We start from the raw sequence: 25,634 nt of genomic DNA, 5'->3' as shown, positions 1-25,634 counted from the left end.
ACATGATATCCTCGGCATTTGCACCACCTGTGTCCTCCTCATTCTGTGATAACCGGGAACGTCAGCGTAATGGAGGTCCCGACATGCTCTCTGCTGTTCACAGACAGGCCATACGCCTCCCCGAAGCTGGAGCGGATGCGCTCATGCACATTTTTCATGCCAACATTTTTGCTTGGAGCCTCCGGGTCTTCCAGAATCTTATTAATGCGGGACAGAGTCTCCCTGCTCATCCCTACGCCATCATCATATATCGTAATCGCCAGCACCTGCTCTCTCCGTTCGACCGTAATGCCGACGGTTCCTTTTCCCTGCAGGCGCAGTCCATGCTGAACCGCATTCTCCACCATCGGTTGCAGAGACAGCTTCAGGATAGGCCAGTCCAGATTAACATCCGGGGCAATATCCAGATGCAGCTCGAAGCGGTTCTCATACCGTACAGAAATAATATAGAAGTAATTCTGCAGATGGGCGAGCTCGCTGGCAAGGCTTACGCGGTCTTCCCCGTAATCGATGACATACTTCAGCTCATTGGATAACGCCAGAATCATATCCGCCACCTCGCCCGCTTCCTTATCCACGGCGTTCATCCGGATCACCTCAAGGGTGTTGTACAGGTAATGGGGCCGGATCTGGCTCTTCAGTGCATTCAGCTCGGTCTGCTTCTGCTTGATCTGGGCCACATAGGCCTCATCAATGTAGACCTGCAGCCGTTCCACCATCCGGTTGAACCCGTGGGCCAGCCTGCCCATTTCATCATTGCTGTTCACGGAGAGCTGGATATCCAGCTTGCCCGACTCCACCACGGCCATCTGCCGGATCAGCTCCCGGATGGGAGCCGCGAGACGTCTGGAGAACCAGGCCCCCATTACAATCATTACAAAAGCACACATGCCAATGGCGATATACACCGTTGCCCGCGCCGACAGCAGCTGTTCGAACAGGTTGCCGCGGTGGATTTTGGCGATGACCTGGCCATTCAAAAAAGGGATGGACTCACTGAGTACAATCATCTCATTGTTAGTTTGCTCAGCAGCTCTAGCCCCCGCCGCACCGGCAGGCTGGTTGCTGAAATACGTCCGCCCCTCCCCGTCAAGCAGGTACAGCTCATCCTTCTCCCCGAGACTCAGCTCACGGAAGAACTGCTGGAATAACGAGGTATCGATATCCAGAAAAAGCGTTCCGACTACCTTGGGCTCTTTGGTCACCCGTCCGGAGGTATCAATCAGGCTGCGCCCGATCGTGAACACCTGGCGGTCTGAGCCATAGAAGTAACTGTCCTGATGGGTCGGGAAAATAGCCACCTTCGCAGGGTCACCTGCCATGGCGGACAGCCACTCCGCATTCGGAACCGTCTCCATGTTCAGCGACCGGTTGCCACGCTCCTGAACATACAACTTACCGTCAGACTGGCGGATAAACTGGACACTGGAAATATAAGAATCACTGAACAGAACGGTCTTCAGGAAGGATTCTATCGGAATGGTGTTGATCTGCTCCAGCTCATTCACATTCTGTGTCTGATTCTGCGAATAGCTCTCAATGAATCCCTCATAACGCCCTGTATACATTAATTTGGATACTTCATTATACTGATTGAATGCTGAATTCAGATTATAGCTCATATAGAGTACCATTTGCTGCAGATTGCTGGTGGTATACCGCTCCACATAACCCGAGAAGGTCTGTACGGAGAAGAAACTCAGCGCAAAGAGCGGAATCAGCCCGACCAGCAGGAAGGATGCAGAAAATTTAACAAAAATACTCTTCGGTCCCCGTCCCCAGAATCGCACGGGCCATCGTCTTTTCACTCTATGATCTCCCTCCAATCCGCTTAGTTCCTGACCGATTGCTTGTATTCCTGCGGCAGCTTGCCGAATTGCTTCTTGAACATGTCGCTGAAATGCCGCGCATTGTTGTAGCCGACCCGGTCGGCAATCTCGTAGACCATCAGGTCACTCTGCAGCAGCAGCCGCTGGGCATGACCCATCCGCACTTCGGTAATATAATTCTTGAAGTTCTGGCCGGTATGCTTCTTGAAGAAGCTGCTGAAATAATAGGGATTCATATACACCATGGCGGCTATGGACTCCAGCGTAATATTCTCGGCATAATGCTCCTCCACATAGGTTTTCACCTGCGCGAGCTGCGGCATTTCCTTGCCGGAGATCCGGCAGCTCAGCTGCTCGGACATTTTGGACAGGACCGCTTCAAATTCCTGCTGCAGTGCGCCGAAGGTCGGGGCATCCGCCAGCTTTTCAAGCAGCGGCTTCTCTCCCTGATTCAACAGCCCCGCATCCGCGCCGAAATCAGCCATATCTTGTTCAAGCTGGATCACGGCATTATACACATAGGACACCGCCTGGTTCCGGCTATCTCCAGAGAGCAGACGCACGGTCTCCAGCAGCTCAACGGTTAACGCCGTTAGCCGCTCCTTATCGAGTGATTTGAGCGCTTCCGGCAGGCTGCTCTGGACGGCGGCAAGTGCGGATACCGGTACAGCAGCCTCCATTGGTTCGGCGGGATAGGGAATCACCCGGTTCAATCCGGCAAAATATCTAAATCTTAGCGCTTTCAGTGCAGACTGATAGGAATCCGCCGCCTCTTCAATGCCGCTGACCGGGCGGCCGATGCCTATAGAGACCTGCAGCTTCAGAAAGCTGTTGATTTTGTGATGCAGATCCTCCATTACTTGCTGTGGTTCATTCAAATGCTCATGCTGGAGCAGCACCCCGAAACGCTCTCCTTTGCGGAACACATACCCGTTGCCCCTTCCGTCCACCGTCTCCTTGATGATGTTCAACAAGGCGAATTCCACCAGCTTGCGCTCCCGTTCCTCCCAGCGCGAAGGCTGGCCGCCGTATTCATCCGTCTCGATGACACATACGCTGGCATAGCGGGTAATCGCCGTGTTGCCCATCCGGGCAAGCGTAGCTGCTGCAGCCTTATTGCCGTCGGTCAGCTGCTCCAGCTGCTCCTCAACCGTAACAGACAGGTTCTTCCGCTCATAGGATTTGAGCATTTCCTTGTTGCGCTCTTCCTCTGATTCCTGGCGGATCACCGTTACTGCGCGGATCACTACCTGCTCCAGCTGTCCCGTATTCACCGGCTTGACCAGATAATCCAGCGCCCCGTATTGTACCGCTTGCTGGGCATAACTAAATTCCTGATAGGCGCTGATAAAGACTACTTTGATCGGACGACCGGAATGATGAATTTCACGGATAATATCGATACCCGAATAACCCGGCATACTGATGTCACTGATAATGAGATCAGGATGACAGCTGTCGATCATCGCCTTCAGCTCTATCCCGTCACATGCTTCCCCTACTATATTAAGCCCGAGGCTCTCCCAGGCTATGAGCTTCTTCAGCCCGCGCAGAATAACCGGCTCGTCATCCGCAAGCAGCACCCGTATGGTTCTGTTCATTGCTGCACCTCCGCATGGTTGTCATTGATATATTATTACAGGATTGCGGCTGTTTCAGTCTGTAGTCGTTATTGAAGAGATTCATCCAATTATACTGTATCACGATAACCCCGGCGGCCGGGTGAAGCTTTTTAAGAGGAAAGCGCAGTTTTTTAAGAATATTGCCGCTTGGGTCTACCGTCATTTCAGGCTGAGAGAGAACAAATAAAAGAAAACAGCAGCAGTCATATAAGAGGGGAACCTCCATAGCTGCTGCCTGTTTATGTGCAAAACACCTGAAAATCAAATTGGTTTATGCTCCAGTCTGCTGGCCCCCAGCCTGCTCCACCGGAAAATATACTGTATACTCCTCGTCCTTAACTTCAAACAGAGGAATCAGACGAAATCCCCGCTCCTGGCGGATCGTCCGGTAACTGCCGAAGGTCCACCAGCCATGGTTACGTTCGCGGTCAGGGGTAAGCATGCTGCCGGGGTCAGTCGCTTCGCCAATCAGACGCCGCTCCTCACCGACCAGACCGGCCAGCACCACCGGACCGTCCATGAATGCGACAGCAGCCGGATCACCCGGTAACGGCTCCGCAGTTAACCCTTTGGGGAGCTCCACATCCACGGTGTCTCCGCTGCTCCACATCCGCTCTATTTCATAAAAGGCAAACGGGCTGCATATTCCCGGCTGCGGTGTTCCATTCACCCTGATGACTGCTCCCTCCCGCAGCCACCAGGGCATTCTCAGCCGCAGGCTGAACCGGCTGTCCTCATTAGCCGAAACGGTAAGCTTATAGACAAGCGCATCCGGACGGTGCGCCGGGATTGGCGGAATATCTACCCTGGTAATACTGGTCATGCCGGCTACCGACCAATTATTCATAGGGTAGACGCCATGCTGGCCATCCTGCTCCAGCCGGATACTTATTTCGGCTCCGCCCTGCTTGAAGCTTACTGTGGAAGGAATCCACTGGCATACTGCTAAGCCGCTCTCCTCCTGCATGTAAATCATCGGTTCATAGGAGGCGTTGGCCTGCATCAAGGTGCCATGGCAGCACCAGAAATGCCCCGTTTCCGAGCCCCATGTTTTGGTGCTGCCCGCACCGAGCCCAAGGAAATATGAAATCCGGCCGTTCTCTCCATGCTGATGGGCCAGCACACCGTTATAGAAGCGCCGTTCCCAGTAATCCCCGTAAGCCGCATCTCCGGTCCAGCGCAGCAGGATATGCGCGAGCCGCATCATATTGTAGTTAACGCAGTGCTCCTGTCCGGCGCCCAGCCGGGCCGACATTTCTCCCGCGGGCATCCACAGCTCTCCATCATCGCCCCCACCGCTGCACAGATAACCGCGCGCAGTAACGGCACATCTCCAGAACGCCTCCACAATGCTGCGGTAACGTTCATCCCCTGTGACTTCATACACTTTTGCCGCTCCCAGTATCTCGGGAATCTGTGTGTTGGCATGTTTATTGGTCAGCACATCCTGACCGTCCAGCAGGGCATCGAAGAAGCGGCGGCGGTCATAGCGGCGGATCAGCTCCAAATGCTCCTCCGATCCGGTAATTCCGTACAGATCCGCCCAGGCTTCGAGCATCCCTCCTGTCTCCAGATCAAGCAGTTCATCGAGCTGCTCCCTGCTGAACCGGCCGGTCCAGCGGAAGAACCAGGCTGCGATCCCCTTCATGATCTCCAGTGCCTGCAGATTGCCGGCTATGGCATACATCTCGTGTAAACCCATCAGGAGCTTATGAACTGTATAATGCGGAGCCCAGACATACTTGCCGTCCGCAATGCGATGCATATAAGTCTGCGGAAAAGCAGCCAGCCACTCCCCGCCGTTCGCTTCCTGGCATTTGGCCAGCTCCCCCACAATATGATCTGCCTTGGCCTTCACCAGCATATCTTCCGTCTGTGCGTAAATACGCGCAGCCGCAGACAGCCAGTGGCCCATAATATGCCCGCGCAGCTCACAGGTCGGCGACTCCCAGCCCCAGTGCCATTGCTCCGGTCCATCCATGCTTGTTGTGGAGGCCGCTGTTGTCCCGCCGTTGCCGCTATAGCTCCAGAGTCCCGCCTCCAGATAGAAACTGCGCAGCAGATTCATCGGGGTCAGACTCATAATATACTTTTTGTTCAACTCAAACCGGGCTTGCACCGGTCCGGGGGAAAGCTTAATCTGTCCAATCCGTAAAGCTGACATTGCGCTGTGCATGATTCAACAACCTCTCTTTATTTTGGCTATAACAATAATTATAGTCACTATCCATCAAGAAAAAATGCACCAAACCACAGATTGCATATCCTTTTTTGTGGTTATATAATGCGGATAGATTAGAGAGGTCAGGAGGTGAAACCTTGGAAGAGCAGGTCTTTTTGACGGCAGACGGCTTTCCCCTCATCCGGGATATCGGCTGGAATCAGACTTCAGGCCTCTACACCCATCCGGACCGCCGGCTGGATTATGAGGTATTTATTTATGTGACCCAAGGCAGCATGCAGGTGATAGAAGAAGGTACGGAATACGTAGTACAAGCGGGAGAATATCTTTTCCTGAGGGGAGGACTCCATCACTGGGGCGAACCCCGCTGCGCTGCCGGAACATCCTGGTACTGGGTGCATTTCACATTTGCTGAGGAGCACCGGGACAAGAGCAGTTACAAGGATTATATTCCGCTGCCTGAGCTGGGGTATTATTATCCCGATTATTATCAGTACCGGTTCCCGTTACCCAAATACGGCAGAGCACCGGTTCAGCTTGGACTGGAGAGCCGTCTGCGGCTAATTCTGGAGCAGGTTCAGCAGACCCAGTCGCAATCGCACTGGATGACGCGCAGCTGCCTCAGCGTATATGAGCTGTTCATGGATATACATGCGGCCGGGCAGCAGGAGAGCAGTACGTCTGTCAGCGGCAAAAACGGGAGTACTGTGCGGAGAGTAACGGCTTATCTGATGAAGTACTGCGGGGAGGAATTCGCCGGGGAACAGCTTGCTTCACAGCTGAATATGAATTACAGCTACCTGTCTGCCGCGTTCAAGCAGGCCACCGGACAGACGATTATTGAAACCCATACCAAGCTCCGGATGAACAAAGCTATCGAGCTGATGCGGACGAGTTCGTACAATGTATCTGAGATCAGTGAAGCGCTTGGCTACCCCAACCCTTACTACTTCAGCCGCGTGTTCAAAAAAGTGCTCGGTGAATCCCCCTCCTCCTACATGAAGCATCTGTATCGCACCTGAACATGGGCGAAGCTGGGAACACCGGCCGGACTCATGGTACAATACCAGAAATGACCTGCTATGCCAGGCCAGGTGAACATAATACTCTTATATAATCCTTAAAAAAGTTGGTGACCTGCTTGATCTACCTCATTAAATTCGCATACAGCTTTGTTCTGCCTCCGGGAATTTTTGTGATCCTGCTGCTGGGGATGGTGGTCTGGCTGTGGAAAAGCAGCCGCCGGCCGGCGGTCGTACTGCTCGCGGTGAGCCTGCTGCTCTATCTGTCGATGACCTCTGTGGTCAGTGACCTGCTGATCGGCAGTCTGGAACGGCAATATACGCAGCCTTCTGCAGTAGAAGGTGATGTTATTGTTATCCTCGGCGGAGGCGCTACCTCCGGCACTCCGGATCTGGACGGGCAGGGCAATATGTCCGGTCCTGCGGCGAACCGGCTGCTGGCTGCCGCCCGGCTGTACCGGCAGACCGGACTGCCGGTTATTTTCTCCGGCGGCCAGGTGTATGCGGACAGCGGCAATGAAGCCGATATCGCCCGGCGGCAGCTGATCGGACTCGGCATCCCGGCAAAAGACATCCTGCCGGAGAACCGCTCGCTTAACACCGAGCAGAATGCGGTCAACACCGCTGCACTTATGCAGGAGCACGGGTTCAGCCGTCCGGTGCTGGTCACCTCAGCCTTCCATATGCCGCGCAGCATGGTGCAATTTGAGCACGCGGGACTAACGCCGCAGCCCTTCCCGGTGGATTACCTGGCCAGCCGGCCCATGTCACTCTATTTCAACAAATTCACTCCCTCTGCCGGGGCCGTCTCCACCACCGGACTGGCGCTGAAGGAGTATCTGGGGCTAGTGGCAGCGAAGCTGTTGCCTTAACTGCTCTAGCTGCAAGTAGTATCTGCGGTATCTGCGCTACATTACGTACCTCCCTAGTGAAAGCGAGGAATGCCTGTGACTCAGCACGAAGAAATATTGACCGGCGGAAATGTGAATCACATTGTCCGTAAGGCGGACAGCGTCCGCCGTCCCACAGGGGGCTGGAGTCCTAATGTCCATCAACTGCTGCAGCATTTGGAGAAGCAGAACTTCGGGGGAGCGCCACGTTTTCTCGGAATGGACGAAGCCGGGCGTGAAATACTCAGCTATATTCCTGGAGAAGTTCCAGGCAATGCTTACCCTGAACTTAAGCCATATATGTGGTCTGGTGAGACACTTGCAGGTGTAGCACGCCTGTTACGTCATTACCATGATGCGACTGAAGGGTTCAACCCGCAACCAGAGGGAAGCTGGCAGCTCAGCTATGCTAATCCCGAAGCACATGAAGTGATCTGCCATAATGACGCTGCCCTGTACAATGTGGTTTTTCAGAATGATGCTCCAGTGGCATTGATTGATTTCGACATGGCCGGACCCGGTCCGCGGATGTGGGATATTGCCTATTCCATCTACACATCAGTTCCGCTGGCCAGCTTCGCACCTGACTACTCGTCAGGGTCCACTGCAGCATACCAAACCCATTTACATGCATCAGACCGGCGCCAGCGGATACAGTTATTTTTTGAGGCTTATGGGATTCCCGTCCCTAAGGATCTGCATACGTGGATCATTGAACGTTTGACCGTCATGTGCGACACGCTGAAGAAGGGGGCCGCGAGCGGCAATCCTGCTTTTATGAAAATGGTTGATGAGGGGCATCTGGCACACTATGAGCGTGAAATCCAGTTTATAACCGGTCACTACGCAGAATGGAGTTAGCCGTAACCGCCAAAGAAGCCGGAATCCCTAGACCTCCAGGAATTCCGGCTTCTTGTTCTACTGCTATTCTTTAATCAGATCCGTAAATACAGCAGACACCACATCTGCCAGCAGCTTAGGCTCAAGCTCCATCTGCATGCCGATGCGGCCTGCACTGACGGCGATGGTCTGCAATCCCTCCGCGCTGCTGTGTATGAACGTATGATACAGCTTCTTCATGCCAACGGGCGAACATCCGCCGCGCACATAGCCTGTCCACTTCAGCAGCTCCTTCAGCGGGAGCATCTCGATCTTCTTCGCTCCGGCAGCTTTGGCCGCTTTCTTGAGATCAAGCTCTTCAGCCACCGGAATAACAAATACATAGGGCTGCGGCCCGCTATGTGATACCAGTGTCTTAAACACAGTCTCCGCCGGGAGGCCAATCTTCTCAGCAACAGCACTCCCGTGAATCTGGCCATCCTCATTATCATAAGTATGAAGGGTGTATCCGGCCTTTTTTGCATCAAGCATACGCATGGCATTGGTTTTGTTCACTTGCATGTCCCTGCTACCTCCAACCACTCTCCGGCGCGCCGGAGCTTTCTTCAGTCCTGCTATACTCTACCCTGAAAGACTTGCCTCCAGCGGCTAATCCCGCGGGTAATTCACCTGCATAATATCCATGAACGGAACCTTGATAATTTCTTCGTTATATCGCAGGTGTACCTTGCCGGTACGCGAATCCATCTCCACAATCACTCCGCGAACCTGTTCTTCCTTCCCCCAGACCGTCAGCAGAATCTCGGAATCCTCCTGTTTCGCCTCGACCAGCTGATTGCCCAGCTCTTCCAGCACGAATTCGTCGCGGGTTGGACGTTTTGCTACTTTTGCCTTCGCCACACTATGCCTCCAGTAAGCCATTACAAATTTATGATACTTCCGGGTGTAAATGCTCCCGTATATTATAACACGACCTTTACCCCGGGTTTACAAAATAATACCGGTCTCTGCAGCCAATTTTCGCTATCCCCCGGATTCTGCCCTTTATTCCTTATTCAAAAGCGCAGCCCCCGCGATCCCGGGATGGGTCATTTCATACGGATCGAGGATCAGATTAAGCTCTTCCTCACTGAGCACATTGTATTTCAGGCATAAAGCGCGCACGGATTCGCCGGTCAGAATCGCTTCTCTGGCAATACGCGACACCACTTCATAGCCCAGATGCGGGTTCACCGCAGTAATGATGCCGACGCTCTGCTCGACTTCCCGCTGCAGCTTCTCCTTATTGGCCACAATGCCAGCCAGGCAATAGTCCGTGAACACCTTGAAGGAATTGTTCATAATGCTGATCGACTGGATCAGATTGAATACCAGCACCGGCTCCATAACGTTCAGCTCGAGTTGGCCTGCCTGGGCGGCGAGACAGATCGTATGATCATTGCCGATGACCTGAAAAGCGACCTGATTGATCACCTCGGCCATCACCGGATTCACCTTGCCGGGCATGATCGAAGATCCGGGCTGGCGGGCCGGAAGCGTAATTTCATTAAAGCCGGAGCGCGGACCGGAGGCCATCAGCCGCAGGTCATTGGCGATTTTGGACATGTTCATCATGCAGACCTTCAGCGCTGCGGAAACCTCGGTGTAAGCATCCGTATTCTGAGTAGCATCCACCAGATGCTCAGCACTGACCAGCGGCAATCCGCTGATCTCAGCCAGGAGTTCTACCACCCGCGCGATATAACGCGGCTCCGCATTCAGTCCGGTGCCGACCGCCGTCGCCCCCATGTTCACCTGATAGAGATGATGCCGCGTATGCTCGATCCGCTGAATATCACGCTCCAGCACGCGGCTGTACGCCTCGAATTCCTGACCCAGACGGATCGGCACCGCATCCTGAAGATGGGTCCGCCCCATTTTGATAACCGGATCAAATTCTGCTGCTTTCAGCACAAATACGCCATGCATGCTCCGCATAGTCACCAGCAGCTGCTCCAGCAGAGAGAGCGTGGCAATATGAATCGCCGTCGGAAAAGCATCGTTCGTGGACTGTGCCATATTCACATGCGTGTTGGGACTAAGCTGCAGATAATCGCCTTTGGCCCGGCCCAGCAGCTCCAGCGCGCGGTTCGCAATCACTTCATTCGCATTCATATTCAGCGAGGTGCCGGCCCCGCCTTGAATCGGGTCCACGATGAACTGGTCATGCCACTTTCCGGCAATCACCTCATCCGCCGCTGCAACGATAACTTCCCCCAGTCCCTTGTAGAGTCTGCCGATTTCCATATTGGCCAGTGCTGCAGATTTCTTGACGATGCCCATAGCTTTAATCAGCTCCTGATGCACCCGGTACCCGGTTATCGGGAAATTCTCTACTGCACGCAGCGTCTGTATCCCGTAGTAGGCGTGTTTCTCCACCTGTTTGCTTCCTAAGAAATCCTTCTCCAGCCGGTACTCTATCTCTGTCATAATGCTCCCCCCATGTCCTGTAGTCGATGATCGGCTTTCACAATAGTTATCTTATTCTTTCCTTTGATCTACTAAGATATTACCATTCTTAACATATCATGCTCCAGCCCATCTTGATAGCGAAGCTGGCTGCAGACAGCGCAAAAGAACCCGGCAGACGCTTCAGCATCCCCGGGTCCTCTATAGGTTCATTAATTATTTACAAGCTTAGACAGAATAACTGTCAAAAGAAACCGGTTTGCTGTTAATCTCTGCTTTTACCTCTGTCAGGCCATTGTCTGTGCTTAGCTGCAGATGCGCTTTGCTGATCAGAGAGCTATATTCCGCGGACAGAATTTCTCCCGCTCCAAACTTAGGTGCCCGCTGTGCGGCGGCTGCGGCAAACTCATCAAGCCCGCTTATTCCCAGCTCCGCAGCCTGGCTGACGCTTAGCGCTTCAACAACGACTCCGCCCGGCATCCCTGCGGAGATCACCTCGAGATAATCCGGGCGTTCCAGCAGCTCATAGCCATGCGATAAGTAGACGGCAAAATACACCTTGCCTGCATAACCGAACAGTGCTGCAGGCTGTTTACTCCACTGCCCCTTGGGAAGAACACCTACAACCAGCTTGTTCTCACCTTCGGGTACCGGGAACAGGGACATGACGGTGTTCTTATGATACAGCACTTCCATATAAGGGCTTTGGTGACGCGGATCCCCCGCGTTATACCCCTGGCCCGGATGGAAGAAGTACAGCCGGTTCACGCCTTCGGCTGCACCCACTGGGAGCGAATACGCCCAGCGCAGCTGCTCATTGTCGAACTCCTCTACCCGCTCCCACATACCGCCTGCCGCATAATTCTCTGTGATGTAGGCATAGGAATGAAGCGGCTGCTGGCGGTCCGGATCACCGGCAACCACCTTCTCGGTTTGCTTCTTGACCTCTACCGCTGCCTCGCGGTTCAGTGCATTCGAACGCACCTGCTCCGGCGCTTCATAGAACAGGAAACCGGCATATTCGGTGCGCGGCATCTCCGCCGGCAGCTTGAAGTCTCCGAACTGCACATAGTCGTGCAGCACATTGCCGTCAACCGGCACATCATGCGGCCAGCCTCTGGAATGGGCACCTGCCCAGGCGCCCTGCAGATACCACTGGCTCCGCTCGTTCCAGAGATAATCCAGCATCTCGCCAAGGGTATGCTTAATGCCGCTGTCTGTCTCCAGCTCCCAGGCACAGGTGAACGCTTGCACCCAGTGCCAGAACCACGGGAGGCTGCCGTACTCCGGCATCCCTTTCTCCCGGATATGCGCCAGTGTGATGTCCAGACTGCGCTGTCCGTCTTCCAGCAGCTCGTCATCCTCGAAGAAGCTGCCGAAGATCAGCTTGGCTGCCGTATATTTCGCTTCATGGTGGCCGAACGTCGTTACCGGCTTACGGAAAAATCCGCTGCGGTACACATGACCGATGGCCGTGTGGAAGGCAATACGCAGCCCCGCGCTGAACTGGGTCGAATATTGCTTGCAGAACCAGACCATCAGGCTGCCCATGATCTCCACCGGCAGCTCATGCGGCGGCGCTTCTCTGGGCTGCGGATTCAAGCCCAGCGGCCAGTGGCCATAGAGTTCTGTACCGGGCTGGCGGTTCTGCAGCAGGACCGTTTCCAGCATGACAGCTTCCGCCTTCCGTTTCGCTTCCTCCTTATCGAAAGGCAGCTCCAGCGTATCATCTACCGCAGCGGCAAATAAATAGGAAGCATAATAGAAGTTATTCCGCACATCATCATGGAACCAGAGGCCGCTTCCGAGCAGCGGACGCCGCTCCGCCTCCAGTGCGATTGAATTGATAATTTCCTGCCGGCGTATTTTATAAGAAGTCTGATCCTGAAGCCTGTCTGCCATTTCCCTCACCCTCCAATATATATTTTCTGTATCACGAGCCCCTAATCCGGGAGTCATGTCCGCGTGTGTATACATAGAACAACTATCCCTCTTCTATTAGGTATACTCCACCCTGGGAACTCACTGCTTTCCAGCTCTATTGTGCACGCTTTCAGTTCAGATGGCAATCTCTAAAACTAACAAACAAACTAAAATAAACGTACTAAAAAAGATTATCTCTTGCCAAATGAACGCAAATGGATTAAATTGTACCTATACGAACGAAAATACATTTTTCTTAAGGAGATTGAATATTCAATGGAAAGACGTTTTGCATCACATCCGAATGAAGTTAAGCAGTTTGACACTGAGCGCCTGCGCAAGGAGTTCCACATTCCGGTTATTTTTGCTCCGGATGAACTGAAGCTTGTCCTGACCCACGAAGACCGCATGATCGTTGGCGGGGCTAATCCGGTCAATGAGGATGTTGTACTTACAACGGACCTTAAGGAGCTTGGAGTGACTTACTTCCTGGAACGCCGTGAGCTGGGTATTATCAATGTCGGCGGCAAAGGTTCGGTTGTTGTAGACGGAACTGAATATGAAGTTGACTTCAAGGAATGCCTGTATGTAGGCCAAGGCTCCAAAGATGTTATTTTCAAAAGCGCGGATAGCGCCAAACCGGCGAAATTCTACCTGAATTCCGCTCCGGCTCACCAGTCCTACCCTACTACCAAGACCACGCTGGCTGAATCCGAATCCGGAGCCATGGGCGGACTTGAGAATTCCAACGAACGTACGATTCACCGCTTCATTCACACGAACGGCGTGCAGAGCGCACAGCTTGTTATGGGAATGACTCAGCTGAAACCGGGCAGCATGTGGAACACCATGCCATCCCACACTCATCCGCGCCGGATGGAAGCTTACTTCTACTTCGATCTGCCGGATGACTCTATCGTCTTCCACCTGATGGGCGAGCCTACAGAAACCCGCCACATTGTAATGCACAATGAACAGGCTGTCATTTCCCCAAGCTGGTCCATTCACAGCGGCGTGGGTACACATAACTACACCTTCATCTGGAGTATGGCCGGAGATAATAAACGTTACGACGATATGGACCCCGTAGGCATGAAAGAATTACAATAGAAGCAAATCAACTACGGAAAGATGAGGCAGGCGGATGAACCCGATACGGCGGCACGAGATGATTATGGAAGTTATGCTGAACCAGAAGGATGTAACAGTGAACGAGCTGAGCGACAAGCTCCAGGTAACGGGAAAAACAATCCGCGAGGACTTAAGCAAGCTGGAGGAACAAGGACTGATCATGCGTGTACACGGCGGAGCTGTGCTGGCACAGAGCGATCAATTCGGAATTCTGCCCTCCAAAGACCCGCTGGATAAGTATTCCGAGGAGAAATCGGAGATTGCCCTGCGTGCGCTGGCACATATCGCCAAGGATGACATCATTGCACTCGATGGCGGGAGCACCACGCTTGAGATTGCCCGGCGGCTGGAGAATATGCCCCTGACGGTCATTACCAACGATGTGTATATCATCAGCGAGCTGGTTCCCAAAGACAACATACGTCTGGTCGTTCCCGGAGGGTACCGTGTCCGCAATATGCTGGCCGGCCCTGAAGCTGTCTCCTATGTACAGAAGCTTAATATTCAAAAAGCCTTTCTCTCGGCGACAGCCGTTCATATTGAGCATGGCCTGTCCATCTATACCGGAGATTTAATCGATTTCAAACAAGCCCTAGTATCCACGGCCCGCCAGGTATTCGCCGCTTGCGATCATCACAAATTCGGGCACACCGCTCTGCGCACCTTTGCTTCACTGCAGGAAGTCGATGTGCTGCTTACAGACAGCGGGCTTGCGCCCGAGACGGTGGAGCTGTTCCGCAAGGCAGGCGTCAACATCGAGTGCGGGTAGTTTAAATACCCATTTAAGCCCTATAAGCGATACTCAATTATGCAACTTAAAAGGAGAGAATTATAATATGTCATCTTTATTCAGTTTGGCAGGTAAAACAGCAATCGTAACGGGTGCCGCACAGGGTCTTGGACAAGGGATCGCCCTTGCCTTCGCAGAAGCTGGCGCAGATGTAATTTCCGCTTCTCTTAATGGAAGTGAAGAAACTGTTGCAGCAGCTGAAGCTTTTGGCGTCAAGGCACTCAGCATCGCTACTGATCTGAGCGATCACTCCAAGCTTCAGGGCATGTTCGACGAAGCTGTTGCCTTCACAGGCAAAGTAGACATCCTCGTGAACTGCGCGGGTATGATCCGCCGTACTCCAGCCAAGGATCACAGCGAAAAAGACTGGTTTGACGTCATCAACCTCAACCAGAACACTGTATTCCTGCTGTCCCAGATCGCCGGCCGCCACTTCCTTGAAAGAGGCAACGGTAAAATCATCAACATCTGCTCCATGCTCTCCTACCAGGGCGGCATTAACGTACCAGGCTACACTGCAAGTAAGCATGCCGTAGCAGGTCTGACTAAAGCTTTCGCTAACGAATGGGCTGGTTCCGGCCTGAACATCAACGCGATCGCTCCAGGATACATGGCTACTGAGAACACAGCTCCAATCCGTGCGGATCAGAGCCGTTCCGATTCAATCCTTGACCGCATTCCAGCCGGACGCTGGGGAACTGCTGAAGATGTTAAGGGCCCTGCTGTGTTCCTGGCATCCGCGGCTTCCGATTACCTGAACGGACATATCCTTAATGTAGACGGCGGATGGCTGGCCAGATAATTCCGGCTTGGAATTTTTGAATAACAGCACCATGAATTGATTCGGCTTGCTCCAATTATAGAGATAATAAGCGCCGTATATACAAACTGAGCGCGTATAGATAGAATTGTTCATAGTTTAGCGGCGGCTGTTCAGAGCAGCTGCTAAACACATCAAACCCCGGATGCTTCTTAGGCACCGGGGTTCTTTGTATGCCTAATCCGCCCCAGCCCTTATCGGAACACGATGAACTCGTCAGGATTCGCACGAATGTAACCGGCGATGATCCGCAGAGTATGTGATGTAAGCTCCTGATATTGTGCATACAGGGTGGCTACGGCTTCTTGCAGCTCCGGGTCCGCTTCCAAATCTGTAATTGCCGCTTCGTCCCAGCCCGTGCCTGCACGCAGGTTCCTCGCCTCGAACAGCTCTTTCGATTCCTCCAGCAGATGAATCAGCGGAGCATCTTCAAAGAACTGCAATCCCTCCAGCACACCGCTCCAGTATCCCGGCTGATCCAGCAGATAACTGAGCCACCCGTAGTATTCTTCTGCGGACTTAGAGCTGTGGTCATACAGAATCCGGAACATACAGAGTGCCCTCTGTCCCCTGCTAAGCTGTGCAATTGCTTCATTCTTCACCGCCGGAGATTTGGCGCGGATCTTCATGAACGTGGGTTCCATGCAGGCATAGCCGAGCCGTTCATCGCTTAGCGAGTAGAATGTAGTACGCTCCATGGGTACTGGCTGCATTAGTCGTCCTCCCTGACAGTCAAGAATATAGAGCATGCCTGAACAATGGCTAAATACAAGAAATGCAGGATAAGTATCCCTATGAAGATTAGTCCGGTAACCGGCGTCGGCTTGTCCTCATGTACTGTCATAGGAAAGAGCGCAGCGAACAGGTAGACGAATAAGCTGAAATAGGCAAACCAGAGCAAGCTCGTAATCATAGCTATTCTCCGGTTGCCCAGTATTCGCCGGGTTAAATACACGATCAGAATTCCGGTCAGCAAAAAGCCTGCGATATTAATTAGCGTGACTGAACGCTCAACCTTCCCGTACTCCCATCCGGTGATCCGGCTAATCCTCAGTGCATTTCCAATCAGCTCAGTGGCCGCAAAGACCGGCAGAGCCAAGATGATGCTGGCCAGATTTAGCTTAACCAAATATTTCATCGTTCTCCTCCTGAGCTGTACATTCCCTCTACCACACCTTCATTTGGATATTACTGTATTTCTGTATCTATGGTAAGCTGTAAAAAATATAATCGTCAAGTCCCGCTGCATTCCGCATCCTGCTTTGACGCAATTGGTGAAGGAGCTTCTGTATGACCGAAGAGATACTGACTACATTTGATGAGCAAGGTAATAGAACCGGAACCGCTCCCCGCGATGAGGTACACCGCCGCGGTCTCTGGCACGAGACCTTTCACTGCTGGTTTGTCCGCCAGGCTGACAATGGGCTGATGATCTACCTTCAGCTGCGCAGCCGGCACAAAAGAGATTATGCCGGACTGCTCGATATCACCGCCGCCGGCCATCTGATGGCTGATGAGACGGTGGAGGGCGGTGTTCGGGAGGTACAGGAGGAGCTGGGCCTTAGGCTTGCTTTTGACGAATTAAAACCTTTGGGGATTATCCCCTACCAGATGGATACAGCCGGGTTTATGGACCGGGAGCGGGCGAATGTTTTTGTTTACGAGAACAAATATGCTCTCAGTGACTTCTCACTGCAGCAGGAAGAGGTAGCAGGGATCGTCCAGGCCCGCTTCGCCGAGTTCCGCAGCTTCATCGCTGGGGCAAGCAGCACTCTACATGTGCAAGGCTTCCGGGTAACCGATGACGGTGAACGGGCCGAAATTAATGAGCAGGTTGATCTCTCACAGCTCGTCCCGCATGAGACTGCTTATTATTTGCGGGTGATTGAGGGTATTGAAGCTCTTTACAGCAGTGAATGACGTCCAGATTTCAAAACTATTTGCTTACTCGGCTGCTTCCACGGCAAAATGTCAGGCGTAATGCTCAAAATAAAACCTTTAGATGGATTTAATACATTTATTTTTCGTCGAACGAATTGATTCCTGGCATTACGTGGATAAACAGCATCTGCTTCACTGCAAATTGGAGGCTTATCATATCATCCAAAAAGGCAGAACCCGACTTTTAGCGGGTCCTGCCTTTTTTTAACTCATTGCTTACATTTTCAGCAAATTATACCTTTGCAGTCTGGCGTTTCAGCATAACCAGCCCGTTGACCGGCAGCTTCAGCTCTGCAGGTGCAGCAGCACCGGATTCGAGGTCCGTATACTCCTGACCATCCAGCGTTACCACTTGCTCGCTGCCGCTGAAATTCTGCACAAATACATAATCATGCTCGCCGTCACTGCGCAGCTGAGCCGTTACTCCTGTAGGAAGCTCGGTGTTCAGGGAGCGGCTGATGCGTTCTTTTCCGGCAATGGCAGCATACAGATCCACATAGAACTGCGGGTCCTTCACCCGTGTGGCCAGATGATAGGCTTTGCCTGCCCCCAGCTTGTTCACGGTCAGTGCCGGACGTCCGGCGTAGAAGTCGCTGCGGTAATGGCCCAGCGCTTCAGCACCCTCCAGATGAATCAGCTCAGCGATTTCATGCGCATCATAGTCTCCGGTCAGCTTCAGGGTGTTGCCAGGGTCCATCACGAGGCCGTTCAGATCGCGGCTGTGCAGTCCTTCTGTCTCTTCTGCCCAGATTCCCAGGGTTCTGCGCAGCGGGCCAGGGAAGCCGCCGAGATGGCACAGGTCGGTCTCGCCAACGACTCCCGACCAATAGGTAGCCAGGAATGTGCCGCCCTGCTCCACGTACTTCTCAATCCGTTTGCCATTTTCTTCGCTGATCAGGTACAGCATGGGCGCAATTACCAGCTTGTAGCCGGACAGATCATCACCAGAGCCGACTACGTCCACCGGAATCCCCAGCTCCCACAGTCCACGGTAATGCTGAAGCACAGTCTCTTCATATTTCAGCCCGGAATTGCGGATACCCTGGGCATCCTTAACCGCCCAGCGGTTGTCCCAGTCGAACAGGATGGCCGTTTCGGCAGGAGTGGTTGTACCGACTACATCCGTTAATCCTGCCAGCGTACGGCCAACCTCAGCTACATCTCTGAATACACGGGTCTCCGCATGTCCGCTGTGATCGACAACCGCGCCGTGGAACTTCTCGCTGGAGCCGCGGCTTTTGCGCCACTGGAAGTACTGCACGGAGTCTGAACCATGGGCTACCGCCTGCAGGGAGGACAGCTTGTGCATACCCGGACGCTTCAGCTTGCTGACAATCTGCCAGTTCGTGAGCGAAGGTGTGCTTTCCATCAGCAGGAACGGTTTCTTTTTGAAGCTGCGGTACATATCGTGGTGCATCGCCGTCCAGGCTGCCAGCCGGGCATCATCATCGTCCTCGGTATACCCCCAGTCCGGATAAGCATCCCAGGAGACCACATCAAGGATCTTCGCCAGGTTACGATAATCAATGCCGTCGATCATATGCATGTTGGTCGTCACCGGCAGTTCAGGATTGAAGCTGCGCACCGAGTCAATTTCATGCTGGCAGAAGTTAATCGTCTGGTCACTTACGAAACGGCGCCAGTCCAGGTTAAGACCATGCACCTGAGTCTCTCCGTGCGGAGCCGGGGATTCAATCTGTTCCCAGGAGGTGTACGTATGGCTCCAGAATGTGGCCCACCAGGCATGATTCAGCTCGTCCAGACTTCCCTTATATTTAACCTTGAGCCACTCTCTGAAGGCATTCTGACAGTAATCACAGTGGCATTCGCCGCCGAATTCATTGGAGATATGCCAGCCGATGACTGCCGGGTGATGAGCGTAACGCTCAGCCAGCTTGGAGTTCATCAGCGCGGTTTTTTCACGGTAGACCGGAGAAGTGAAGCAGTGATTATGGCGGACTCCGTGCAGATTGCGCACCCGGTTACGTTCAACCCGCAATACCTCAGGATATTTCTCCGACATCCAGGCCGGACGTGCTCCGCTTGGCGTAGCCAGGAAGGCATAAATTCCATTATCCTTAAAAGTATCCAGCAGCTGATCGAGCCAATCGAAGGTGAATACTCCTTCTTCACGCTCCAGCGATACCCAGGAGAAAATCCCCACGGACATTACATTGCAGCCTGCCAGCTTCATCATCCGGATATCTTCTTTCAGCACCTCAGGGTATTTCAGCCATTGCTCGGGATTATAGTCGGCACCATGCAGCATTACAGGAGCCTTGCTGCTGATTGCAGGAACTTTGCTGTTCATATTATTACATTCATCCTCTCGTATAGGGTTCGATGTTAGAATGGGACTTTTCACTGATATAAGTTCTTCGTCAGCTCTATCCCTTTAGCTTGTAACCGTTTATACTATTTATAATAAAGGATAATCAGTTGCCAATGGTAGTATAATAATAGCGTTTCCATAGCACAAAATGAATATGAGGTGTGTACATGCTCCCCTTCTCCCTGATCGAAATGCCGCGCGACCTGAATGCGTTCCCCTTATACCCTTATTCGGTCGGCCGCCATATCCAGTATCACCATGTGCGTCCGGCCGGATTCCCGGTGCACCAGATTTTCCTGATCCGCAGCGGCAGCGGACGGTTCCGCGACCTTGAGAGCGGCACTGAGACAGTGCTGACGCCGGGAATGGCCTATGCTTTTCCACCCGACCGCGGGCACGAGTATTATCCGTTGTCACATGAGCCGTGGCATGTAGGTTTCATCGGCTTCCATGGAAGCCAGTCAGCATCTGTGCTGGAGGGACTCGGCCTGCTGCCGTCTGCGCTGTTCCATCCTGAACGGTTCGAGGATTGCTGGGATATGATCGGCGGAATCTGGCATACGGTAAATGGAAACAGCACCGGCCGCCAGGAGGAGCAGTCGATGCAGGATCTGTCGGTAACCCTCTATAGGCTGCTGCTGATGCTGCGCAGGAGCGAATGCTCCGCCGGTACGGCGACCCGCCTGGAGAACGAAAATGTACGCAACGAAGCTCTGAATAAGGCCGTCAGCCTGATCAACGAGCATTTCACGGAGCCGCTGCTGATTACGAATCTGGCCGCTGCCGTCGGTTATTCTGTCCAGCATTTCCAGCGTCTGTTCCTGCAGGAATACGGCGTGACCCCGCATAAATATCTGCAGAACCTGCGGCTGCAGCGCGCCGTACAGATGATCACCGAGGACCCTGAGCGTCCTGTGCAGGATATCGCCCTCAACCTTGGGATGGACACCAATTATTTCATCCGCGTCTTCCGCAAGGCGCACGGGGTGACTCCGGGGGTAATGCGGAGCCAGCTGCATGGGAGTGCAGAGTGAGCAACGTATCCGCGCTCCATCCGTTACGCTGCACTGCATAAGACGTCCAGCACCCCCAAACGTATGAAGAATAGTCAGCTCAACTGTGACCCGAAGGTGTGCTTGGGGGATGGGGTTATTTTCACGGACGAGTTCAGCCTGCTAATACTTAAGCCAAATGCTCCACACAGTTGTACAGCAGGCAATCCCAGTTATTATTGATTTTGGTGATCAGAGTTAGCGAAGCATTATCTATGTAAGTGGTGGTGAACACTTGCGGCAGCAGATGCTGGAGCGTTAAGCCGATTAAGGCACCGTGGCTGACAACGAGTACTTTTTTATCCGGATGGCGGGTATACAGTTCCTCCAGAACAAGCGCGCCTCTGCGTGATACATCCTCTGCCTTCTCCATCCCGAGCTCCAGGCTGCGCCAGTCCCTCCCCCATCTTCCGAGCCATTCTGCCTCATTCAGCCCTTCCAGCTGTCCGCAATCCATTTCACATATCCGTTCGTCAATCAGGTGCTCCTCAATTCCTGAGGCAGCAGCAATAATCTCTGCGGTCTCCCTGGCCCGGCACAAGTGGCTGGAAATCATGAGGTCCCACGGTTCTTTACTCAGCCGTCCGGCAAGTCTAACCGCCTGTTCTCTGCCTTCCCCGTTAAGCGGGATATCCGCCAGTCCCTGAGCCCTTCCCGCGATATTCCACTCTGTAATCCCATGCCTGATTAAACCGATTATTGCCACTCGAATGAACCTCCATCGTTATCGTCTATTGATCACTGCAATTTATCACCGAAATCTCTCGTTAGCTGTGGCACAGCGGATTGAGTTACTTACTCACTTTTGCATGGGGCACTATTGTTGTACGAATTGCAACTTTAATCCCTTAATATCCAGGTGTTCAGGAGGATTGTTGTACGAAATACAAGAATTGTCCCGCTCAGCCGCTTGGAGGTCGGGAAATCCTGCTTTTTATACAACAATTGCCGATTTGGGCCGAAATAATGAAGAGAATGTTGTATTATGTGCAGGATTATCCAAAAGTCACCGGTTCGCCGGATCTCCACCACTACCAGCGAGTTAACCGGTAAATTATGGCAACAGCAGCACCCCTAAGTAACCTAAAGCCCAAAGATCACCAAAGTCACAGCTGATTCTTATGTAAATCTCCTAAGTTCAGCTTATCCCGCTGCAAAAAAAGACAGCCGCAAGCCAGCCTCCTCCTAAGAAGTCCTGACCGCAGCTGTCTTTCTGCATTTACCTTATCTACACCGCCATAAACTGGCTATTATACAAGCGGGCGTAATATCCACCGCTCCTCACCAGCTCCTCATGCGTTCCGCTCTCGACAATGTCGCCGTCCTTCATGAACAGAATCAGGTCCGACTCACGGATCGTGGACAGCCGGTGGGCAATCACGAAGCTGGTACGGCCGGAGATCATCGCCAGAAAAGCCTTCTGAATCCGCACCTCCGTCAGCGTATCAATACTGCTCGTGGCCTCATCCAGAATAAGCATCGGCGGATCGACGAGCATCACACGGGCGATGGTAAGCAGCTGCTTCTGGCCTTGAGAGAGATTATCTCCCGAGCCGCTTATTTTCGTATTATAGCCCTCGGGCAGACGTTTGATGAAGCTGTGTGCATTCGCAGCTTTGGCAGCGGCAATGACTTCAGCCTCCGACGCTTCCGGCTTACCGTAAGCGATATTGTCGCGGATGGAGCCCCCATATAACCAGGTGTCCTGCAGCACCATCCCGAAGTTACGCCGCAGACTGTCCCGGGTAATCGAAGTAATGTCCGTACCGTCAATCCGGATGGTGCCGCTGTCGACTTCATAGAAGCGCATCAGCAGGTTGACCAGTGTGGTCTTCCCCGCTCCGGTCTGGCCGACAATCGCCACGCGAGTGCCCGGCTTCACCTCCAGACTGAAGTCCCTGATCAGCGGCCGTTCCGGGGTATAGGCAAAGCTTACCTTGTCGAAGGTAATCGTGCCTTGGCTTCCCTTCATCACTACAGCACCCGGAGCATCCGGATTCTCCTGGGGCAGATCCAGAATATTGAAAATACGCTGCGCCGATGCCGTCGCCGACTGCAGCTGGGTAATGACCCCGGTAATCTCATTGAACGGCTTCGCGAACAGATTCGAATAGATCAGGAAGCTGGACAAATCCCCGACGGAAAAATGTCCTCCGATCACAAGCGCACTGCCGATCATCGCGACCACCGAGAAGGTGATGTTGTTCACCAGACGTGTAGTCGGATTAGAGAGGGAGCCGTAGAATTGTGACTTAATCCCTGTCTTGTACAGCTCATTATTCCGCTCCGCGAAGCCTGCAAAAGAGCGGTCCTCGTAGTGGTAGGCCTGCACTACCTTTTGTCCGCCGACAAGTTCCTCCACATAACCGTTGAGCCCGCCGAGGATCTTGGCCTGCTCCCGGAACATCTGCTGGGAACGCATTGTAATGAAGCGGGCGACGAAGAAGGTCGCCGGTGCAGACAACAGCACCACCAGCGTCATCACAGGGCTGATATAGAGCATTAGCCCGATAGCCCCGGCAATGGTCACGATCCCCGTCAGCAGCGTGGAGAAACCCTGCAGCAGCCCGTCAGAGACAGCATCCATATCGTTCACGAACCGGCTGATGCTGTCGCCTTGCGGATGATTATCATGAAATTTCAGCGGCAGCGCGTCCAGCTTGTCAAACAGCTCGAGGCGGAGATCATAAACTGTCCGGTATGCCAGCTTGTTCGTATAGTAAGTGAGCAGCCAGCCGAAGAAGCTGCCAACCAGATATACGGCTCCCAGGATCAGCAGCAGGCGGAAAATCTCCGGGAAGTCCACCTGATCGGGCCCGATCATATGGTCAACCGCGCGGCCGATCAGCAGCGGTCCGATCAGGCTGGCAATCACACTCAGAATGGCGCAGATGACTGCCCCGATGGTTATCTTCCGGTATTGGCTTGTATATCTAAACAGCCGTTTCCAGGTCGTTGTACTGTTCATTGTACGGCCTCCTCGCTTGAGAGCTGGGACATGCAGATTTCCTGATAGACCCCGCAGCTCTCCAGCAATTCTTCATGGCTGCCAATACCGGCAATCCGTCCTTCATCGAAGACAATAATCTGATCCGCCTGTCTTACGGTACTCACCCGCTGGGATACAAGCAGAACTGTCATATCTTCGCTGTTCTTGTTCAGTGCACGGCGCAAAGCTGCATCTGTGGCAAAATCCAGCGCACTGGAGGAATCATCCAGAATGAGTATAGGCGGATGCCCTACAACCGCCCGGGCAATCGTCAGCCGCTGCTTCTGTCCTCCGGACAAATTATGTCCTCCGCGTGCGACAAGGGTATCCAGTCCCTCCGGCAGCTTGGCAATGAACTCTTCCGCCTGGGCTACCGCTGCTGCAGACATAATCTCTTCCCGGGTTGCAGAGGCCTTGCCCCAGCGGATGTTATCGGCAATTGATCCTGTGAACAGCATGGCCTTCTGCGGCACAATGCCAATTCTGCTCCGCAGCTGCTCCAGCCGATACTGCCGCACATTCACACCTTCCACCAGAATTTCACCCTCTACTGCATCATAGAACCGCGGAATGAGGTTCACGAAGGTCGACTTGCCGGAGCCGGTACTGCCGATTAGTCCGACCGTCTCTCCCCGGTGAATGTCGACCGTGATATTCTCCAGCGCAAGCTCACCGGTTGTGTTATACCCGAACGAAACATTGCGGAAGGAGATCACCGGCGCTGAATCATCACGCTTGGCCGCCGGTGCATCTGCCGCAACCTCGGCAACCGATGCCGTCATTGCCAGTACCTCGTTGACACGGTTGGCAGATGACGAAGCTTTGGTGAATAGAATAACGAGATTGGATACCACAATCAACGCCAGCAGGATCTGGGTCACATAGTTGATGAATGCAATAATCTCCCCCTGTGACAGCCGTCCGGCATCGATATGAATGCCGCCTGCCCAAAGAATGGCGATAATCGCCGCGTTAACCACCAGCGTGGTCATCGGGCCCAGCCAGGCGGATATACGTCCGACCCGGATTGCGGTCTGCGTCAAATCCTCAGAAGCTTCATTGAAGCGCTGCTTCTCCCGGCGGCTCTCGGCAAAAGCGCGGATGACCCGGATACCGGACAGATTCTCGCTAAGCACCAGCGCCAGACGGTCAAGCTTGGCCTGATATTTGCGGTAGAGCGGCGAGCTGCGCGTAATGATGAAATACAGAATGACTCCGAATACCGGAGTAGCCGCAATCAGGATCAGCGACAGCCGGAAATCTAGAATCATTGACATGATGATCGCCCCGATGCAGATGAACGGCGCACGGATAACCAGCCGGATCAGCATAGCTACGGCCAGCTGGAGCTGATTGACATCATTCGTGATCCGGTTGATCAGCGATGGCGTGCCGATAATATCAAGCTCTGCGTAGGATAACGATGAAATATGCTTGAACATTTTGTTGCGCAGCGATGTGCCGAAGCCCTGTGACGCGCGCGCTGCGTAATATTGGCAGATCATAGAGCAGCCGAAGCCGAGGATGGCCATCAGCACCATCAGGGAGCCCATGCGGTAGACATAGGCGCTGTCCTGCCTGCCAATTCCGTTGTTGATAATCAGGGCCACAATCGTCGGCAGCAGCAGCTCCAGAATCGCCTCCAGCAGCTTGAAGATCGGCCCGATGATCACTTCTTTCCTGTAAGGCTTTAGAAAAACAGCAATTTTGAACACAGTAATCCTCACCTAACCTACGTAGTATGTATTCGTTCTTGAAAAAAACAAAAGACCCGTTATGATTATGTCATACCTGCTTACATATTAATAATATTGGTTTCGTAT

At 53.2% G+C, this 25,634-nt stretch carries 21 protein-coding genes; 8 read left to right on the top strand and 13 right to left on the bottom strand.

Going from position 1 to position 25,634, the window contains the following annotated elements; genetic code table 11:
* Window positions 1-38 precede the first annotated feature (38 nt).
* The 3 genes from NSQ73_RS12570 to NSQ73_RS12560 form a co-directional block, all read right to left on the bottom strand.
* Window positions 39-1,808, bottom strand: coding sequence for a cache domain-containing sensor histidine kinase (locus tag NSQ73_RS12570; RefSeq protein WP_340986678.1), 1,770 nt, complete (start codon window positions 1,806-1,808; stop codon window positions 39-41).
* 23 nt (window positions 1,809-1,831) lie between these two features.
* Window positions 1,832-3,430, bottom strand: a complete 1,599-nt coding sequence (locus tag NSQ73_RS12565; RefSeq protein WP_340986677.1) for a response regulator — start codon at window positions 3,428-3,430, stop codon at window positions 1,832-1,834.
* A 292-nt stretch (window positions 3,431-3,722) separates the two neighbouring features.
* Window positions 3,723-5,627 (bottom strand): beta-L-arabinofuranosidase domain-containing protein, encoded by a 1,905-nt coding sequence (locus NSQ73_RS12560; RefSeq protein WP_340986675.1) that lies wholly within the window; start codon window positions 5,625-5,627, stop codon window positions 3,723-3,725.
* A 143-nt stretch (window positions 5,628-5,770) separates the two neighbouring features.
* Here NSQ73_RS12560 and NSQ73_RS12555 point away from each other — a divergent pair, with 143 nt between their 5' ends.
* The 3 genes from NSQ73_RS12555 (at window position 5,771) to NSQ73_RS12545 (ending at window position 8,406) form a co-directional block, all read left to right on the top strand.
* Window positions 5,771-6,655 carry a helix-turn-helix domain-containing protein gene (locus NSQ73_RS12555; RefSeq protein ID WP_340986674.1) on the top strand — a complete coding sequence of 295 codons (885 nt, stop codon included), beginning with the start codon at window positions 5,771-5,773 and terminating at the stop codon, window positions 6,653-6,655.
* Window positions 6,656-6,774: 119 nt separating this feature from the next.
* The gene (locus NSQ73_RS12550) at window positions 6,775-7,527 is read left to right on the top strand and encodes a YdcF family protein (protein ID WP_340986673.1); all 753 of its coding nucleotides are present in this window, start codon (window positions 6,775-6,777) and stop codon (window positions 7,525-7,527) included.
* 75 nt (window positions 7,528-7,602) lie between these two features.
* Complete coding sequence (locus tag NSQ73_RS12545) at window positions 7,603-8,406, top strand: aminoglycoside phosphotransferase family protein (protein ID WP_340986671.1); 804 nt, start codon at window positions 7,603-7,605, stop codon at window positions 8,404-8,406.
* Window positions 8,407-8,469: 63 nt separating this feature from the next.
* Here the strand turns inward: NSQ73_RS12545 and ybaK are convergent, their stop codons facing one another.
* From ybaK to NSQ73_RS12525, 4 genes are all read right to left on the bottom strand, one after another.
* Window positions 8,470-8,946, bottom strand: a complete 477-nt coding sequence (gene ybaK / locus NSQ73_RS12540) for a Cys-tRNA(Pro) deacylase (RefSeq protein ID WP_340986670.1) — start codon at window positions 8,944-8,946, stop codon at window positions 8,470-8,472.
* Between the two features lie 87 nt (window positions 8,947-9,033).
* Window positions 9,034-9,285, bottom strand: a complete 252-nt coding sequence (locus NSQ73_RS12535; RefSeq protein ID WP_039294685.1) for a YolD-like family protein — start codon at window positions 9,283-9,285, stop codon at window positions 9,034-9,036.
* A 144-nt stretch (window positions 9,286-9,429) separates the two neighbouring features.
* Window positions 9,430-10,854: an aspartate ammonia-lyase gene (aspA, locus tag NSQ73_RS12530; protein WP_042138041.1), complete on the bottom strand. Its 1,425-nt coding sequence runs from the start codon at window positions 10,852-10,854 to the stop codon at window positions 9,430-9,432.
* Window positions 10,855-11,061: 207 nt separating this feature from the next.
* Complete coding sequence (locus tag NSQ73_RS12525) at window positions 11,062-12,735, bottom strand: hypothetical protein (RefSeq protein WP_340986669.1); 1,674 nt, start codon at window positions 12,733-12,735, stop codon at window positions 11,062-11,064.
* A 297-nt stretch (window positions 12,736-13,032) separates the two neighbouring features.
* Here NSQ73_RS12525 and kduI point away from each other — a divergent pair, with 297 nt between their 5' ends.
* From kduI to kduD, 3 genes are all read left to right on the top strand, one after another.
* Window positions 13,033-13,866, top strand: coding sequence for a 5-dehydro-4-deoxy-D-glucuronate isomerase (gene kduI / locus NSQ73_RS12520; protein WP_039294695.1), 834 nt, complete (start codon window positions 13,033-13,035; stop codon window positions 13,864-13,866).
* A 34-nt stretch (window positions 13,867-13,900) separates the two neighbouring features.
* Window positions 13,901-14,656, top strand: coding sequence for a DeoR/GlpR family DNA-binding transcription regulator (locus tag NSQ73_RS12515; protein ID WP_039294698.1), 756 nt, complete (start codon window positions 13,901-13,903; stop codon window positions 14,654-14,656).
* A gap of 67 nt (window positions 14,657-14,723) precedes the next feature.
* Window positions 14,724-15,479: a 2-dehydro-3-deoxy-D-gluconate 5-dehydrogenase KduD gene (gene kduD, locus NSQ73_RS12510; RefSeq protein WP_042138045.1), complete on the top strand. Its 756-nt coding sequence runs from the start codon at window positions 14,724-14,726 to the stop codon at window positions 15,477-15,479.
* A gap of 212 nt (window positions 15,480-15,691) precedes the next feature.
* Here kduD and NSQ73_RS12505 read toward each other — a convergent pair whose 3' ends face one another.
* A complete protein-coding gene (locus NSQ73_RS12505; RefSeq protein WP_340986667.1) occupies window positions 15,692-16,210 on the bottom strand; it encodes a hypothetical protein in 519 nt (172 codons plus the stop codon).
* Window positions 16,210-16,635, bottom strand: a complete 426-nt coding sequence (locus tag NSQ73_RS12500; RefSeq protein ID WP_340986665.1) for a hypothetical protein — start codon at window positions 16,633-16,635, stop codon at window positions 16,210-16,212. Before NSQ73_RS12500 ends, NSQ73_RS12505 begins: the two co-directional genes overlap by 1 nt.
* 152 nt (window positions 16,636-16,787) lie before the next feature.
* On the opposite strand from NSQ73_RS12500, the gene NSQ73_RS12495 reads away from it, so the two are divergent.
* The gene (locus NSQ73_RS12495) at window positions 16,788-17,417 is read left to right on the top strand and encodes an NUDIX hydrolase (RefSeq protein ID WP_340986664.1); all 630 of its coding nucleotides are present in this window, start codon (window positions 16,788-16,790) and stop codon (window positions 17,415-17,417) included.
* 253 nt (window positions 17,418-17,670) lie between these two features.
* Here the strand turns inward: NSQ73_RS12495 and NSQ73_RS12490 are convergent, their stop codons facing one another.
* A complete protein-coding gene (locus NSQ73_RS12490; protein WP_340986661.1) occupies window positions 17,671-19,749 on the bottom strand; it encodes a beta-galactosidase in 2,079 nt (692 codons plus the stop codon).
* Window positions 19,750-19,937: 188 nt separating this feature from the next.
* Between NSQ73_RS12490 and NSQ73_RS12485 the strand changes: the two genes are divergently transcribed.
* Window positions 19,938-20,804, top strand: coding sequence for an AraC family transcriptional regulator (locus NSQ73_RS12485; RefSeq protein WP_340986659.1), 867 nt, complete (start codon window positions 19,938-19,940; stop codon window positions 20,802-20,804).
* A 148-nt stretch (window positions 20,805-20,952) separates the two neighbouring features.
* On the opposite strand, the gene NSQ73_RS12480 is transcribed toward NSQ73_RS12485, so the two are convergent.
* The 3 genes from NSQ73_RS12480 to NSQ73_RS12470 form a co-directional block, all read right to left on the bottom strand.
* On the bottom strand, window positions 20,953-21,528 hold the full coding sequence (locus NSQ73_RS12480) for a histidine phosphatase family protein (RefSeq protein WP_340986657.1): 576 nt from the start codon (window positions 21,526-21,528) through the stop codon (window positions 20,953-20,955).
* Between the two features lie 522 nt (window positions 21,529-22,050).
* Complete coding sequence (locus NSQ73_RS12475; RefSeq protein ID WP_340986656.1) at window positions 22,051-23,790, bottom strand: ABC transporter ATP-binding protein; 1,740 nt, start codon at window positions 23,788-23,790, stop codon at window positions 22,051-22,053.
* The gene (locus NSQ73_RS12470) at window positions 23,787-25,526 is read right to left on the bottom strand and encodes an ABC transporter ATP-binding protein (RefSeq protein WP_336099932.1); all 1,740 of its coding nucleotides are present in this window, start codon (window positions 25,524-25,526) and stop codon (window positions 23,787-23,789) included. The genes NSQ73_RS12475 and NSQ73_RS12470 overlap by 4 nt, the downstream gene beginning before the upstream one ends.
* Between the last annotated feature and the right edge of the window lie 108 nt (window positions 25,527-25,634).

Source organism: Paenibacillus sp. FSL R10-2736, assembly GCF_038000245.1.
Lineage (GTDB): Bacteria > Bacillota > Bacilli > Paenibacillales > Paenibacillaceae > Paenibacillus_AQ > Paenibacillus_AQ phytohabitans.
The sequence above is the reverse complement of the archived record's forward strand: the minus strand, read 5'-3'. Positions and strand labels throughout refer to the sequence as shown.

What these genes read in the sequence shown, in the direction of transcription:
- NSQ73_RS12525 (WP_340986669.1), bottom strand. Translation starts at nt 12,735, where the DNA reads ATGGCAGACAGGCTTCAGGATCAGACTTCTTATAAAATACGCCGGCAG.
- NSQ73_RS12515 (WP_039294698.1), top strand. Translation starts at nt 13,901, where the DNA reads ATGAACCCGATACGGCGGCACGAGATGATTATGGAAGTTATGCTGAAC.
- NSQ73_RS12495 (WP_340986664.1), top strand. Translation starts at nt 16,788, where the DNA reads ATGACCGAAGAGATACTGACTACATTTGATGAGCAAGGTAATAGAACC.
- kduI (WP_039294695.1), top strand. Translation starts at nt 13,033, where the DNA reads ATGGAAAGACGTTTTGCATCACATCCGAATGAAGTTAAGCAGTTTGAC.
- NSQ73_RS12485 (WP_340986659.1), top strand. Translation starts at nt 19,938, where the DNA reads ATGCTCCCCTTCTCCCTGATCGAAATGCCGCGCGACCTGAATGCGTTC.
- kduD (WP_042138045.1), top strand. Translation starts at nt 14,724, where the DNA reads ATGTCATCTTTATTCAGTTTGGCAGGTAAAACAGCAATCGTAACGGGT.
- ybaK (WP_340986670.1), bottom strand. Translation starts at nt 8,946, where the DNA reads ATGCAAGTGAACAAAACCAATGCCATGCGTATGCTTGATGCAAAAAAG.
- NSQ73_RS12475 (WP_340986656.1), bottom strand. Translation starts at nt 23,790, where the DNA reads ATGAACAGTACAACGACCTGGAAACGGCTGTTTAGATATACAAGCCAA.
- aspA (WP_042138041.1), bottom strand. Translation starts at nt 10,854, where the DNA reads ATGACAGAGATAGAGTACCGGCTGGAGAAGGATTTCTTAGGAAGCAAA.
- NSQ73_RS12565 (WP_340986677.1), bottom strand. Translation starts at nt 3,430, where the DNA reads ATGAACAGAACCATACGGGTGCTGCTTGCGGATGACGAGCCGGTTATT.
- NSQ73_RS12500 (WP_340986665.1), bottom strand. Translation starts at nt 16,635, where the DNA reads ATGAAATATTTGGTTAAGCTAAATCTGGCCAGCATCATCTTGGCTCTG.
- NSQ73_RS12490 (WP_340986661.1), bottom strand. Translation starts at nt 19,749, where the DNA reads ATGAACAGCAAAGTTCCTGCAATCAGCAGCAAGGCTCCTGTAATGCTG.
- NSQ73_RS12505 (WP_340986667.1), bottom strand. Translation starts at nt 16,210, where the DNA reads ATGCAGCCAGTACCCATGGAGCGTACTACATTCTACTCGCTAAGCGAT.
- NSQ73_RS12560 (WP_340986675.1), bottom strand. Translation starts at nt 5,627, where the DNA reads ATGCACAGCGCAATGTCAGCTTTACGGATTGGACAGATTAAGCTTTCC.